The sequence below is a fragment of the Desulfovibrio sp. genome, assembly GCF_041907885.1.
Lineage (GTDB): Bacteria > Desulfobacterota > Desulfovibrionia > Desulfovibrionales > Desulfovibrionaceae > Desulfovibrio.
This window is the reverse complement of the sequence record NZ_JAYRGM010000004.1, coordinates 173495-187244: the sequence shown is the minus strand read 5'-3', so window position 1 is coordinate 187244 and position 13750 is coordinate 173495. Positions and strand designations below refer to the sequence as shown.

The window sequence follows — 13750 nt, the reverse complement described above, 5'->3', positions numbered from 1 at the left end:
AGTGTATTATGGGATTTTTTTCTTGTTGTTGCAGCTTCATTTCTGCTGCGGCGGAGGCCATCTCGTCCATGGCAACTTCCATTGCGTCCAAAATTGGTGAAACTATCTTGGGCGTTTTAAAAATTGTTTCGGCCATAGTGGAGACGGTTGCAACAGTTCTGGGCGTAATTCGCCCGGATGAAAAAATTGAAGAACTGGGCGAAAAGATGCTTCAGGCGGCAGAAGCAGGCATCACAATGGAATCGTGCGGTAATGATTTTTCAAAATACCAACATGAAATCCGCAACTTTCAGATTGATCCTGAAAAAGCGCAGAATCGCCGTCTGGAAGACAAGCTCGTAGCTGGCATCGCTTTTGTTGATCAGGGCATCAGCCAAAAATACCCCTTCCTGAACATGGATTCTGCATACCCGCTGTTTGCCATGAAGAGTGACTTTTTCACGGCTGCGAGAGTGGCTTCGTATGCACAGACTGCTGTTGCATTGCAGTATAGTTTTTCCAAGATCAAATCATTTTTTGATGGAAGCTGTTCCATTGGTGACAAAATGAAAACAGAAGAGTTTATCTACACAGCAGAATCAAAATTCAAACCAGATTTTAATCTTGCAGATCTGGAAAAAGACATTGCCGACACAAAGTTTACCGTACAGCGCTAATCTGCAGTGCGCAGTATTTCAAAACAAGTACCGCCGCTGTTGCCTGCTGCCCAGGGCATTTCGGATGACTGCGGGTTGTTCGGCTCTACCTCAAAGACGGGGGCATAGCGCCCCAAAGAAAAAAGGGGTTACGGCATTATCCGTAACCCCTTGATATTGTGGTGGAGAAGAAGGGATTTGAACCCTCGACCCCCGCCTTGCGAAGGCGATGCTCTCCCAGCTGAGCTACTTCCCCACAATGGAAAGCTAAACGCAGGAATAGACCAATAGGCAAAATAGTGCGGCTTGTCAAGCAGTTCTGCCGACTGGGCAGCCCTTCACATGCGGGGCGGGCCACACATATGACACGCCCAACACGCAGAATGGCTGAAAAACCGGCACGCCGCGCCACGCGCAAATCTACGCGCCGCCTCTTGTGCAAACCCTTGGACAAATCCTCGTGCAAATCCTCGTGCAAATCCACGGGACGCCCCACGCGCAAATCCTCGTGCGCCCCACGCGCAAATCCATGCGCAGCCCCTCGCGGAAACCCACACGCAGTTTGGCCCACAGTCTGGCCCACAGTCTGCCGCACAGTCTGCCCACAATCTGGCCGCAAACCGGCCCAGATAACCGAAGATAAAACGGGCATGGGCACTGCCTCAAGGCTCGCGGCCTCAGCCAAGTGTCTCCATGATGCGCATAATGCGGTGCTCGTACCCGTGGGCCGCGTGCAAATGCTCGCGCCAGGCGTGGCGCAGGGCAAGTGCGTCATCAGGATGTGCCTGAAACCAGGCGCACCTGGCCAAAAAATCTTCCGGCCCTTGCAGGCGCATGGGCGCTACCAACGCCTCTGGAAAAATATCGAGCCCAAGGGTGGCATCGCTGAGCAGCAGCCCACTGCTGGCCCACACGTCAAAGTGCCGCTGACTCAGGCTGTGCGGCAGCAGCAGGCTGGTAATGTTCAGCACTGCCTGCGCCTGCGCGTACCGTGCGGGCAGCGCAGTGTAATAGTCCACCGGGGGCGAAACATCCGCGCCGGGCAGCAGGGTTTTCCAGCCATCGTCGCCCACCACGCGCACCCCGCCAGCCTTGCCCGCGCCAGCGGCCAGCAGCCAGCGCCTTCTGTTGGCCTGCGCGCAGCGCTCGGCCCCAAGACCCGGGCGCCTCACTTCATACCCCGGCCAAAGGCTGCCCCCCACCTTGTTGTGCCACCAAAAAAAGTGCGGCGCATCCTGCGGGCCACTACTCTTGGCGAGCAGCTTTGCAGCCTCGGCCTCCAGCGCCTGCGGCACGCTGGCTGCGGCGAAAAACCGCTCTTTTTCAGGAAAGGCCGAACGCCCCACAAAGAGCGGCGACTCCAGCGTATTGGGCAGTCCTGCCAAATCCCGCCACATATGCGGGGCCACTGCCAGTGGCAGATGGCATACCCGCTCCGCGCCCTGCGCCTTGAGGCCATCCACAAAGCTGGCATCTGTCACATAGATATGGGCGTGTTGCCACCACGGCAGGCGCACCCCCGAAAGCACATGCCAGGGATTATCCACAAACCACAGTGCCACAGGAATGCCCATGGCTTGGCAAAGGTGGAATATGCGCCCATCTGCATCCAGCCCGCGCAGATTGACCGAGAGCAGGAGCTCTGGCTTGCTGCTCCCCAAAAAATCACGCCAGCTGGCGGCAAAGGTATCCCCATTTGCGGCACCGGCTTTACCAGCTGTGGCCAGCGGTGGGGGCAGATTTTCCATCACCGGCCCAAATCCGCATGTGGCAAAGGCCTGGCGCAGTTCCTGATGCAACAGCTGCCCGTCGTTGCCCGGCAGCAGCACGGGCCTGCACGCCCCCGCAGGCCGACCCGGCCGGGGCATTGCCGCACTCTGCGCGGCGTCTACCCTGCCCAGCACAGGCCCCCAAAATCGGGGATCAAGCCGCAGGCCCGGCGTGTACACATAACAGCGGCAGGCCGCAGCCATGTCCACGGCTTCATCCGCTGTAACCTCACGCCAGTGGGCTGGCAGCGGCCCACGCGGCCCAAGACCAGCCTGCGCCCTGCCCGCCAGAACGGCGTTGGCAATGCGCGGCGATTCCAGCCAGTACACTTCGTCCACCCCGGCGAGAAAGGACAACTGCCAGGGCAGCCCCGGCCCCAGGCCCAAGAGCAGAACAGCGCCACCATCGCCCCGGCAGCTCCAGGCTTCCGGGGTGTCGGGCAGGCTTAGGCCTCGCCCCCAAAAATCGGGCAGGCATACCCTTATGGGACGCGTGTTTTGCTCGGCCATGAATTCCCCGGATAAATACTGAAGGCCCTGCGGTACTGCACAATAACAGCGCATCAGGCAGCCAATCTGCCGCCGTATTTCATAAAAAAACCCCGCCGCGGCAAGCTGACGGGGCATATCATCAATAAAAACGCTTTGATCCATTGTGCCCTGCGCCTGACAGAATCGCAAGCACGGGCGCGGTTATATTATGGACTGATATGGACTGATGCGGCCGGGCTGTCACATTCGCGATGTTTCAAACCTCCCCGCAGGGAAGCAACCAGCAAAAGCCGACACCTGCCTAATTGATAACTCCGCAGGCAATGCGGGCTCCGCCGCCGCCCAAAGGCGCAGGCTGGTCGGAATAATTGTCGCCGCCAGCATGGATCATGAGCGAACGGCCCTTGATATCCTTTGTGGTCAGGTCAGTCACATGCAACTTGGCCTTCACATTCTGCTGCGCATCGGCGGTGATAAGGGGCAGATCACCCTTGTGACCGTGCTTGCCGGGGCCTTCGTGTTTGCCCGCATGCGTGGGGTCATAGTGCCCGCCTGCTGCAAGACCGGCCACATTGACGCCATCCTTGGCTGCGGGTGCGCACGAGGCATTTTCATGCACATGCATGCCGTGATCGCCTGGGGCGATACCAGCCAATTCTACGGCAATATCCATACCGCCCTTGCCGTCATCGTCAAAAACCACAAAGCCGATGGCCTCGCCTACGCCCTCGGCGCTGATCTTGTTCACCGGAACCTTAACACTTTCTGCCAATACCGTCTGCGCGCCCAGCCCCAGCGCGCAGCCCGCAATGCATGCGGCCAACAGAATCCGTTTCATAACGACTCCTTACAGGTGACAGTGTGTACAAATCCTGTTCTGGAAACTTATTGAAAATTTATCCTGATAACCTCGACAGGTCAACAGGTTTACGCAAACTTTGCCACAACGCGCGAGAGGCCACACTGCGCACTTGGCGAACGCAATAAAAAAGGATAAGGTTACCTGTTGGAACTCACCATGAAAGAATACCGTGATCATTATTTTCTGAAAGCCAAGCGCGAGAACTATCCCGCGCGCTCGGTCTACAAGCTCAAGGAGCTGGACTCCAAGTTCCGCCTGCTGCGCCCCGGCCAGCGGGTGCTTGATCTTGGCGCTGCCCCTGGCTCGTGGTCGCTGGGCGCCGCAGAAAAGGTTGGATCGCGCGGGCTTGTGCTGGCCTGCGACATTCAGAGCACCGAGACGGTTTTTCCGCCCCAGGTGACCTTTATGCAGGAAGACGTGTTTAACCGCTCGGCAGAGTTTGAAGCCAGGCTCGCAGAAATGGGCCCCTTTGACCTTGTCATCAGCGACATGGCTCCACGCACAACCGGCACGCGCTTTACCGATCAGGCCCGCTCCCTCGACCTTACCGTCGAGGCGCTGGCCGTGGCCTGCCTGCACCTTAAAAAGGGCGGCAGCTTTGTTGTCAAAATATTTATGGGGCCGGATATTCAGGAGCTGCTTGCGCCCATGCGCAAGGCTTTTGACACGGTCAAATCGTTCAAGCCCAAAAGCTCGCGTGCCGAAAGCAAGGAAACTTTTTTTGTGGGCCTTGGTTTTCGCGGTCAGGCGGGCGTTGCCCAACCGGCAGACATGCCGGGCGGAGCCGCAGGCGAATCTTCGCAAGAAGTTGCCGACGACGCGCCGCCGGGCATATAAACATACTCTACACAAGGTTTCGGAGGTTTTATGTCAGGTCACAGTAAATGGGCCAATATCCAGCACCGTAAGGGTCGCCAGGACGCCAAGCGCGGCAAGATTTTCACCAAGGCCGCCAAAGAAATCATCATCGCAGCCAAGGGCGGCGGTGATCCTGTGGGCAACTCGCGCCTGCGTGCGGCCATTGCCGCTGCCAAGGCCGTCAACCTGCCCAAGGACAAGATTGAGGCGGCTATCCGCAAGGGTACGGGCGAAGACGCTGGCGGCGACCTGACCGAAACCTTCTACGAAGGCTACGGCCCCGGCGGCATTGCCGTTATGGTGGAAGTGGCCACTGACAACAAGAACCGCACCGTGGCCGAAGTGCGCCACCTGTTCACCAAGCACGGCGGGGCCATGGGCGAAAACGGCAGCGTGGGCTGGATGTTTGACCGCAAGGGCGTCATCTCTGTGGACAAGGCCGCCTACCCCGAAGACAAGATCATGGAAGCCGCGCTCGAAGCCGGTGCAGACGACGTTATCGACGATGAAGACGTGTGGACAATCCACACCGCCATGTCTGACTTCACCTCTGTGCGCGATGCGCTTGAGGCTGCTGGCATTGCCATGCAGGAAGCCGAACTGGCCATGATTCCGCAGAACCTGGTGGCCGTAAGCGCCGATCTGGGTATGAAAGTGCTGCGCCTCATGGACGCTCTGGACGACAACGACGACGTGCAGAACGTCTACGCCAACGCCGACTTCCCCGACGACATGCCCACCGACTAAAAAAAATTCAGCCGTGCGGCAGGCATCTGGCCGCCGCACGGCACAGCAACCGCTCTTGTTCCTCCTGCCTCACTGCGTTATGCTGCCCCACGTCACAAGGCCGCAACCCATAAACAGAGCGCGCCCACAACAGACAAATCACACCAGAGGCCAGGCGGTATTCATGCAGGCATGGGACATTGAATTTAGGGCTCTCAGCGTTGGCTACGGCGAACATGTGGTTCTGCGCGATGTCAATGCGGTGCTGCCGGGCGGCAAGGTATCGGTGATACTTGGCGGCTCGGGCTGCGGCAAATCCACGCTCTTGCGGCATATTATCGGGCTTTCTCGCCCGCAGGCCGGTCAGGTGCTCATAGGCAACAACGACCTTTTTGGCCTGCCACAAAAAGAATTTCGCCGCATGCGCCGCCACATGGGGGTGCTGTTTCAGGACGGCGCGCTGCTTGGGGCGCTCTCGCTGGTGCAAAATGTCACCCTGCCCCTCACCGAACACCTCAATCTCTCCAAAGAACTGGTGCGCGAGGCGGGCTTGAGGGTGCTGCGCATGGTGGGGCTGGAAGATTTTGCCGATTTTTATCCCAACCAGCTCTCCGGCGGCATGCGCAAGCGGGCCGGTCTGGCACGGGCAATTGTGGCCGAACCACGCATTCTGCTGTGCGACGAACCCACATCGGGGCTTGACCCCATCACCGCCGCCCGCATGGACGAACTGCTGCTCTCCATGCGCAGGCAGTACACCGACATGTCTGTGATTGTTGTAAGCCACGATCTGGACAGCCTGCGCGCCATCGCCGACCATGTGCTTGTGCTTGGCGAGGGACGTGCCATTTTTTCTGGTTCGCTGGCCGAACTTGAAGCCAGCGACAACCCCTATCTGCGGCAGTTTTTGCGGCGTGAACCCGGTGACACGCAGGCCGCCATGCAGGAAGCCCCCAACCCGACGGTACGGCAGGCGCTTGACAGCTGGCTGGCATCATAAACCCACCGTGGGCCCCCACAATATTTATCTGAATACCTACCGCACCAGAGGGCTTGAAACTTTGTCATGGCGCACATATACTGCCATTGAATCTTATTGCCGAATTATTTGTGGAGCTGCCGAAACCTTATGAGCACTGTTCGTGAAACCGCCGTGGGCCTCTTTGTATTGATAGGCCTTTTGTGTGTTGCTTATCTGACCATCAAGCTTGGCAAGATGGAGGTTTTCGGACAACAGGGCTTTGAACTGTCCGCCAATTTCGATTCTGCCTCTGGCCTCAGGGTTGGGGCTGATATTGAAATGGCAGGCGTGCCGGTGGGGCGTGTTATCAGCATAGGGCTTGACCCAGACCCCGTGAGAAATCAGGCTGTTGTGCGCCTGCGCCTCGACAAGGACCTGAAACTTTCAGACGACAGCATAGCCTCTATTCGCACCAGCGGCCTTATTGGCGACAAATTCGTCAGCATTTCGAGGGGGGGCTCCGAGCGCATCCTCGCAGCGGGCGACACCATTACTGAAACAGAATCCGCCGTTGACCTCGGTTCCCTCATCGGCAAGTACGCCTTCGGAGGAGTCAAATAGCAATGTCTACCCAAACGATCATGCGCCATATTGTTTTCGGTTTTCTTTTTGTGCTCTTGACGGTTGCCTCGCAGCCCTCAGAGGTGCGCGCAAGCTCACCGGCACAAACGGCACTGGAAACTTCCATCAACCGCATCCTCGGTTCCATCAAAAATCCGGACTACGTCAACCCGGCCACGCGCCGCCCCCTGCGCCAGCAGATAGAAGACGAAGTTTTGCACATTTTTGATTTCAAAGAATTTTCTTCGCGCACTGTGGGCCCGCGCTGGGCTACTTTTTCCCCCGCGCAGCAGCAGCAATTCAGCGACGCCTTTGCCGAACTGCTGCTGAACACCTACCTAAGCAAGATTGACGGCTACAACGGTGAACAGGTTCTGTACACTGGCGAAGTCTCTTCACCCAAGGGCGACCGCACCGAGGTGCGCACCGTGATCACCATGAAGGACTCTAAAAAAGTTCCCGTGGCCTACCGCATGCTGCCCAAGGATGGAACGTGGTTTGTGTATGACGTGCTGATTGAAAATATCAGTCTGGTCAAAAACTATCGCACCCAATTTCAGGACATCCTGAACAGCGGCAGCCCCGACCAGCTCATCGCCAAGGTCAAGGCCAAGGCGCAGGAGGTTCGACAGGGTAATGGGCAGTAACACATCATCAACGTTGCCGGGGCGTCTGTGCATACCCGGCATTCTGCTGGCCGCCCTGCTCTGCATGTGGCACGAGCCTGCAAATGCAGCCGCAAAGCAGGCTCCTGCACCTTCTACGGTGTACGGCAATGCCCCCCAGCTTCAGCCGGGGGCCATCACTGTTGCCCCCTACGGAACAATGCGGTCTGACAATACGCTCGATGACTACGACAACGAGCCCATCCAGAGCATATCTGACCCCTTTGAACCCTGGAACAGATTCTGGTTCCATTTTAACGACATCTTCTTTCTGTATGTTGCCAAGCCAGCCTACACCGCATGGGAAGCAGTAACCCCGCACCAGTTGCGCGCAGGGTTGAAAAACTTTTTTTCAAATCTGCTGTTTCCTGTACGTTTTGCAAACAATATCCTTCAGTTCCGCTTTTTTGAAGCGGGCGTGGAATTTGGGCGTTTTGTCATCAATACCACTTCCAGCGCTGGCTTTGCCGATGTGGCCAAGGGGCACAAAACCATTGTGCCCATCGACCCCACAGGCGAAGACTTTGGCCAGACACTTGGCCGCTGGGGGCTTGGGCACGGTTTCTACCTTGTGTGGCCCATTCTTGGTCCAAGTTCGGCCCGTGATACCGTTGGCCGGGCGGGCGACCTTTTCGCCGAACCCCTGTTCTATCTGCAACCCACCGAGCTTGCCCTGGGTGTGGGCGGCAGCCTGAGATTCAATGCCCTTGGCGATGTGCTGCCCCTTTACGAAGACCTGAACACCGTGGCCGTTGATCCTTATATTGCCATGCGTGAGGCCTATGTGAACTTCCGCAAGGCGCAGGTAATGCACTAGATTTTCTGATTTCTTATGAATGCAAGCCCCCGGCAGAACGAGTTGTTTCTGAGCCGGGGGCTTTTTTGTCTTATGATTGTATTTTTTGTCTGCGCGGCGTGCGATTTGGCCTACCCGGCGGGGAATGGTAATTTGATCTTTGCCGCCCTGCGGGCGCGGGGTTTCGCCCTCCGGCGAAGTTTGGGACGCCTGCGCGGCGTGCGGGCTCTTTTAACGTGGTGCAGTAGTTATCCTTTAATTTTTCTGCCCTTCGGGCATTTAGTTTCGCCGTCCGGCGAAGATTGGGACGCCTGCGCGGCGCGCGGCAAGGTGGGGCCGGTTATGGGGCTACGCCCCCTTCGCGGCCCCCCTTGCATCCCCCCCGAAGCACCCCCAAAGAAGGTTTTCAGCTTCCATCAGGTGGCGAGGGCACGCGTCTTACGCTGCGGGAGCTTCCCTCTCTCGCTCCGCTCGCTCAGGTGATCTCCCTCCGCGACGCGTAAATGCCATAGCCCGCTACCGCTTCGAATGATATTCCGCTTCAGCCAGCTACCGCAGATTGCTTTATTTGCAGCAAAAATTCTTTGTATCGGTTCGCGCCACACTACTCACACGCTTCCTGCTTTTTGCTTCTCTCCCCTTTCTTGTGTGTCTGCCTTTCTTCTTCTACCTTTCCTGCCTTTCGCCGCTCGTCATCAAAAGCGGGTTGTGAAGTTACCTTCCTTAAACTCGCCGCAGCGAATGCGGAGGCGATGGCTGGTGTTGGGCGAATTTGCAAAATACGCGTTTTTCGACCTGAAAAGGAAGCGCCGGGGTTTTGAGCGCAGCGTACTCAAGTACGTGAGCATCAAAATCCCGGCACTGACGCATTCAGGGCGGAAAAGTCGGTTTTGTGTAAATGCGGCTGACAGGCTCTGCCCCCTGACGCCTAACTCGCACGGCCTCTTTGCTCCTGACCTTTCACCCGCCAGCCCTGCCGCATGAGCCCCTACCCGCACAAGGCTTTTTTTTGCACCCGCCTTCTGATAGGCTTGAATCATGAACAAGCCTCACGCCCACACCTCTGCCCCCCTGCTGCACCTGGAAAACCTGTCCGTCTCCTTTGCTACGGCAGAGGGGCCACTGCACGCCGTGCGCAATGTTGATTTCAGCATACACGAAAGCGAAACGGCCTGCCTTGTGGGCGAATCCGGCTGCGGAAAAAGCCTTACGGCCAAGGCCATCATGCGTCTGGCCCCAGCCAACGCCACACTCGATGGCCGCATTCTGCTGCACGGGCAAAACCTGCTGGATTTGCCTGAAAAAGCCATGCACACCGTGCGTGGCCGCCAGATAGGCATGATTTTTCAGGAACCCATGACCTCCCTCAACCCCGTGCTTAAAATCGGCGATCAAGTGGCCGAACCACTGCGCCTGCACGAGGGCCTCAGCCGCGCACAGGCGCGCCAGGCAGCCATTGATTTGCTGACCGAAGTAGGCATTCCCGCGCCGCAAAGCAGATACGACGATTATCCGCACCAGCTTTCGGGCGGCATGCGCCAGCGCGTCATGATTGCCATGGCGCTGTCGTGCAGACCAGGGCTGCTCTTGGCAGACGAACCAACAACCGCGCTCGACGCCACCATACAGGGACAGATTTTGCGTTTGCTTGCAGCCCGTTGCCGCGAGCGCCGCATGGCCGTGTTGCTGATCACCCACGATCTGGGTGTGGCGGCCCAAATGGCCGACACTGTGGGTGTCATGTACGCGGGCCGACTGGTGGAGAGCGCCCCGGCGCAGGATCTGTTTGCCGATGCCCGCCACCCCTACACACAGGGATTGCTGCACGCCGCGCCCAGTGCCCGCTCTCGCGGGCTAGACCGACTGCCCACCATACCCGGCACTGTTCCTTCGCTACAAAACATGCCTGCCGGCTGCCCCTTTCACCCCCGCTGCACCGTAGCTCTGCCCCGCTGCAAGGCAGAAATGCCGCCCACCATTACCAGCGGTGCGCACAGCACGGCCTGCTGGCTGGTTAATCCGGCATAAAAAGATCAATAAACAGCCGCAACCAGCTACCAGCACGTTCAGCAAAGAGCCGATACCTGCTTGCGCAGATATATTGCCTCTGCTATAAACTTTTTTTTCAATAATCCGTAAATTCAGATAGTGGCTTGCTGGGTTTTTGCCATTCGATCACCCGCATGCCTGCTGCCGCCAAGGCGCATTGCCCCCCTATTTCAATGCGCTGGTGCTATCACAGCATTTGCGGCGTATTCTCTTTCCGCCAGATTGTCAGTCTAAAGGCCGCCCCCCTGCGGCCCCTGTTTGCTGCCAAACGTAGCTCAGATCTGCCCTACAGATCTGCATACAGCTGAATGTGGAGGAAGCCTTACATGAAACTTGGCGCAAAACTTGTGCTCTCCTTCGGTTGCCTGATAGCGGTAATCCTGGTGTCTTCAGCCATTACCATTCGCAACGTGGGCGAGATGAACGGCAAGGTGCGCGAAATTGACGAAGCATGGCTGCCCTCTGTCATTGCCATTCAGTCAATGAATGTGCAGCTCAATTCACTGCGGGCCGACCTTGCTTCGATCATGTCGCAAAACTATGCGGAAGAAATCCGCAAGTACGAAAAAAATCTTCAGGATTCCATGGATTCCATCCAGCGCGACCGCACCGCCTACATGCAGTTGCGCAGCACTACCCCCGGTATGGAAACGGAAGAAGGCAAGGCCCTCATGGCGCGCATTGCCGAGCTTTCAGAGCAGGAAAACAAGGCACGCGATGGCATCATCAAGGGCGTGCTGGACGGTCGGCGCGGTGTGGCCAACGTGGCCTACGACAAAAAATACCGGCCCGTATTTCAGCAGCTTGGCGACACCTATGGCGAAGTTGTGCACATCAACGTTACGGGCAGCAAGGCTGCGGCACAAAGCGCCGCTGAGGCGGGGCAAAAGGCCAACAACCTCTCCATTGCCATAACGCTGGCCGCTGTGCTCATCAGCATCTGCATAACCTGGGTGCTCACGCGCTCAGTGGGCCGGCAGCTGGGCAAAGACCCCGGCGAACTGGCGGTCATAGCCCGCCGGGTTGCCAGCGGCGACTACGATATTGACGATGGCAGCCCCAAAACCGGTGTGTATGCCGACATGGTTTCCATGGCCCAGACGCTCAAGGAAAACATGGCCAAGGCACGCCAGGAATCGGAAAATGCCCGGCTGAGCGCCAAGCAGACAGAACAGGCCCTGCAACAGGCGGAAAGGGCTGGCGCAGAGGCCCAAAATAAAACTGAGGCCATGCGCGCCGCTGCGGCAAGCCTTCAGGATGTGGCGCAAATCGTAAACGCGGCCACCACCCAGCTTGCAGCGCAGATCGAGCAGTCCGACAAGGGCTCGCGGCAGACCACGGGCAGGCTGGCCGAAGCAGCCACAGCCATGCAGCAGATGAACGTAACGGTGCAGGAGGTGGCGCGCAACGCCTCTGTTGCATCGCAGGCCTCCAGCGACACCCGCGCCAAGGCCGAAAACGGTTCGGAAATCGTCAAGCGCTCCCTGCACAGTATTGACGAAGTTCACGCTGTATCCATGGAGCTCAAGACCGACATGGCGCAACTGCACGAGCACACGCAGAACATCGACCGCATCATGGGCGTTATTTCTGACATTGCCGACCAGACCAATCTGCTGGCGCTCAACGCGGCCATCGAGGCTGCGCGGGCAGGCGATGCCGGGCGCGGCTTTGCCGTGGTGGCCGACGAGGTGCGTAAGCTGGCCGAAAAAACCGTGGCATCCACCCACGATGTTGCCAATGCCATTCAGGCCATCCAGTCCAGCGCCACCCAGAGCATCAATTCTGTGGACAAGGCCGCCAGACAGATTGAAGAGGCAAATACCTACGCCAACCAGTCTGGCGAGGCCCTTGCAGATATTGTTGCCACGGTGGAAAGCACAGCAGATCAGGTCAACGCCATTGCCGCCGCCAGTGAGCAGCAGTCTGCCGCCAGCGACGAGGTAAACGGAGCCATAGGCGAGATCAGCGAGATGTCGCGCCAAACCTCGCAGGCCATGGGGCAGGCGGCAGAGGCTGTTGCCAATCTGGCAGCCCAGGCGCGCAACCTCATGGAGCTGGTGGAAGCCATGAATCGTGACTGACGCGCGACGGAATCGCAGGGTAACAACGACCTTTTTTGAACAGTTCGCCAACGGTGGCGCACAAAAAAAGCGGTGGTCACAACAACCACCGCTTTTTTGCATGACATACCGTGTGCAGTACCGCCCCGCACACGGCGCTTTGCCTTATTCTTCTACAGTTGCGGCAGCGCTGCTGCGGCCATTTCGCACCTGGGGCCGCAGGCGCGCGGCAAAATTGCGTAACCAGCCCCTCCTGCCACAGTGCCCGCCTGCAACGGCATCAGTGTCCTCTTCTGCTTTTGCAGAATACTGCCGTTTGACTATATACACGCCCGCGATCACAACAACGATGCCCAGAATTTCCAGGCCGGAAAGCTGTTCTGAAAACACCGCCCACGAATACACCGCCGCAATGGCCGGTTGCGACAGACAGATAACAGAAGACAGATTTACGCTCAGTTTGCCCTGGCAGTGCGTGAGCAGGTTATGCCCCACCACCTGCACGCACAGGGTCAGCGCGAGAATGGGCCACAGGTCGTTCCATCCCTGCGGAACCTGCAAGCCCTCCACTGCCAGTGAGGCCGCAAACAGGCCTACCAGCCCACCAAAGGCGCTCACAAACATGATAACACTGCTTTCAATGCTATCGCGCAGGCGGTAGGCGATGAGCAGAAATCCCGCGTAGAAAAAGGCCGCCGCCAGCGCAAGAAAATCACCATAATAATTACCCGGCACAGGGCTTGCTTTGCCGCCCACCAGCAGAATCACCCCGGCCAGCGTCACCGCAGCCCCAGGCAAAAACAGGCGGGGAAGCCGCTCGTGAAACAGAAAATAGGCGACGGGTATCACCGTGAAAGGCGTGAGATTGGTGAGCAGATTGGCATTGGCAACAGTTGTATAGCCAAACGAGGTATTCCACAGCGCCACATCACCCGCCAGAAACAACCCAGCCACAAACAGCAGGGCCACCTGTTTGGCACTAAGCCTGTGCAGCCTGCCATAGGCCAGAGGCCAGAGCAGCGGAATGGAAAAAAGCATGCGGTAAAAGCCCGTATTAATGGGCGCAAGCCCGCTCTGCCGCACAAAAATGCCCCCGGTTGCCAAAAAGGCCACGGCCAGCAGGGCCAGCAAAACATATTTTGTGGCATTGCCCCGCTGCCGCGTACAGCATTGTGCCAGATCGCCGCCCTGTTCCATCGCATCATTCTGCGTGCCCATGTGCCTTCCTGCCTTGAGTTGTCATTGTTGCCCCC

At 58.0% G+C, this 13750-nt stretch carries 12 protein-coding genes and 1 tRNA gene; 9 read left to right on the top strand and 4 right to left on the bottom strand.

What is annotated here, in order from left to right; translation table 11 throughout:
• The first annotated feature begins 8 nt into the window (after positions 1-8).
• A complete protein-coding gene (locus tag ACE3NW_RS04410; protein WP_374280782.1) occupies positions 9-656 on the top strand; it encodes a hypothetical protein in 648 nt (215 codons plus the stop codon).
• A gap of 159 nt (positions 657-815) precedes the next feature.
• Here ACE3NW_RS04410 and ACE3NW_RS04405 read toward each other — a convergent pair.
• From ACE3NW_RS04405 to ACE3NW_RS04395, 3 genes are all read right to left on the bottom strand, one after another.
• Positions 816-891 (bottom strand) — tRNA-Ala (locus ACE3NW_RS04405).
• Positions 892-1312: 421 nt separating this feature from the next.
• Positions 1313-2914: a DUF3880 domain-containing protein gene (locus ACE3NW_RS04400; RefSeq protein WP_374280780.1), complete on the bottom strand. Its 1602-nt coding sequence runs from the start codon at positions 2912-2914 to the stop codon at positions 1313-1315.
• A 283-nt stretch (positions 2915-3197) separates the two neighbouring features.
• Positions 3198-3734 carry a superoxide dismutase family protein gene (locus tag ACE3NW_RS04395; RefSeq protein ID WP_374280778.1) on the bottom strand — a complete coding sequence of 179 codons (537 nt, stop codon included), beginning with the start codon at positions 3732-3734 and terminating at the stop codon, positions 3198-3200.
• A 180-nt stretch (positions 3735-3914) separates the two neighbouring features.
• Here ACE3NW_RS04395 and ACE3NW_RS04390 point away from each other — a divergent pair, with 180 nt between their 5' ends.
• The 8 genes from ACE3NW_RS04390 to ACE3NW_RS04355 all read left to right on the top strand — a co-directional run bounded on the left by ACE3NW_RS04390 (position 3915) and on the right by ACE3NW_RS04355 (position 12518).
• Positions 3915-4595 (top strand): RlmE family RNA methyltransferase, encoded by a 681-nt coding sequence (locus ACE3NW_RS04390; protein ID WP_374280776.1) that lies wholly within the window; start codon positions 3915-3917, stop codon positions 4593-4595.
• Positions 4596-4625: 30 nt separating this feature from the next.
• The gene (locus tag ACE3NW_RS04385) at positions 4626-5363 is read left to right on the top strand and encodes a YebC/PmpR family DNA-binding transcriptional regulator (RefSeq protein WP_374280774.1); all 738 of its coding nucleotides are present in this window, start codon (positions 4626-4628) and stop codon (positions 5361-5363) included.
• Between the two features lie 163 nt (positions 5364-5526).
• Positions 5527-6342: an ABC transporter ATP-binding protein gene (locus tag ACE3NW_RS04380; RefSeq protein WP_374280771.1), complete on the top strand. Its 816-nt coding sequence runs from the start codon at positions 5527-5529 to the stop codon at positions 6340-6342.
• Between the two features lie 129 nt (positions 6343-6471).
• Positions 6472-6924 carry an outer membrane lipid asymmetry maintenance protein MlaD gene (mlaD, locus tag ACE3NW_RS04375; RefSeq protein ID WP_374280769.1) on the top strand — a complete coding sequence of 151 codons (453 nt, stop codon included), beginning with the start codon at positions 6472-6474 and terminating at the stop codon, positions 6922-6924.
• Positions 6925-6926: 2 nt separating this feature from the next.
• Positions 6927-7571, top strand: a complete 645-nt coding sequence (locus tag ACE3NW_RS04370; protein ID WP_374280767.1) for an ABC transporter substrate-binding protein — start codon at positions 6927-6929, stop codon at positions 7569-7571.
• A complete protein-coding gene (locus ACE3NW_RS04365; protein ID WP_374280765.1) occupies positions 7561-8406 on the top strand; it encodes a VacJ family lipoprotein in 846 nt (281 codons plus the stop codon). The genes ACE3NW_RS04370 and ACE3NW_RS04365 overlap by 11 nt, the downstream gene beginning before the upstream one ends.
• A 1017-nt stretch (positions 8407-9423) precedes the next feature.
• Complete coding sequence (locus ACE3NW_RS04360) at positions 9424-10413, top strand: ABC transporter ATP-binding protein (RefSeq protein ID WP_374280763.1); 990 nt, start codon at positions 9424-9426, stop codon at positions 10411-10413.
• A 347-nt stretch (positions 10414-10760) separates the two neighbouring features.
• Positions 10761-12518 (top strand): methyl-accepting chemotaxis protein, encoded by a 1758-nt coding sequence (locus ACE3NW_RS04355; RefSeq protein ID WP_374280761.1) that lies wholly within the window; start codon positions 10761-10763, stop codon positions 12516-12518.
• A gap of 144 nt (positions 12519-12662) precedes the next feature.
• Here ACE3NW_RS04355 and ACE3NW_RS04350 read toward each other — a convergent pair whose 3' ends face one another.
• Complete coding sequence (locus ACE3NW_RS04350) at positions 12663-13715, bottom strand: DMT family transporter (protein WP_374280759.1); 1053 nt, start codon at positions 13713-13715, stop codon at positions 12663-12665.
• Between the last annotated feature and the right edge of the window lie 35 nt (positions 13716-13750).

Coding starts and splice junctions, on each gene's coding strand:
- ACE3NW_RS04410 (WP_374280782.1), top strand. CDS start 9: ATGGGATTTTTTTCTTGTTGTTGCAGCTTCATTTCTGCTGCGGCGGAG.
- ACE3NW_RS04400 (WP_374280780.1), bottom strand. CDS start 2,914: ATGGCCGAGCAAAACACGCGTCCCATAAGGGTATGCCTGCCCGATTTT.
- ACE3NW_RS04395 (WP_374280778.1), bottom strand. CDS start 3,734: ATGAAACGGATTCTGTTGGCCGCATGCATTGCGGGCTGCGCGCTGGGG.
- ACE3NW_RS04390 (WP_374280776.1), top strand. CDS start 3,915: ATGAAAGAATACCGTGATCATTATTTTCTGAAAGCCAAGCGCGAGAAC.
- ACE3NW_RS04385 (WP_374280774.1), top strand. CDS start 4,626: ATGTCAGGTCACAGTAAATGGGCCAATATCCAGCACCGTAAGGGTCGC.
- ACE3NW_RS04380 (WP_374280771.1), top strand. CDS start 5,527: ATGCAGGCATGGGACATTGAATTTAGGGCTCTCAGCGTTGGCTACGGC.
- mlaD (WP_374280769.1), top strand. CDS start 6,472: ATGAGCACTGTTCGTGAAACCGCCGTGGGCCTCTTTGTATTGATAGGC.
- ACE3NW_RS04370 (WP_374280767.1), top strand. CDS start 6,927: ATGTCTACCCAAACGATCATGCGCCATATTGTTTTCGGTTTTCTTTTT.
- ACE3NW_RS04365 (WP_374280765.1), top strand. CDS start 7,561: ATGGGCAGTAACACATCATCAACGTTGCCGGGGCGTCTGTGCATACCC.
- ACE3NW_RS04360 (WP_374280763.1), top strand. CDS start 9,424: ATGAACAAGCCTCACGCCCACACCTCTGCCCCCCTGCTGCACCTGGAA.
- ACE3NW_RS04355 (WP_374280761.1), top strand. CDS start 10,761: ATGAAACTTGGCGCAAAACTTGTGCTCTCCTTCGGTTGCCTGATAGCG.
- ACE3NW_RS04350 (WP_374280759.1), bottom strand. CDS start 13,715: ATGGGCACGCAGAATGATGCGATGGAACAGGGCGGCGATCTGGCACAA.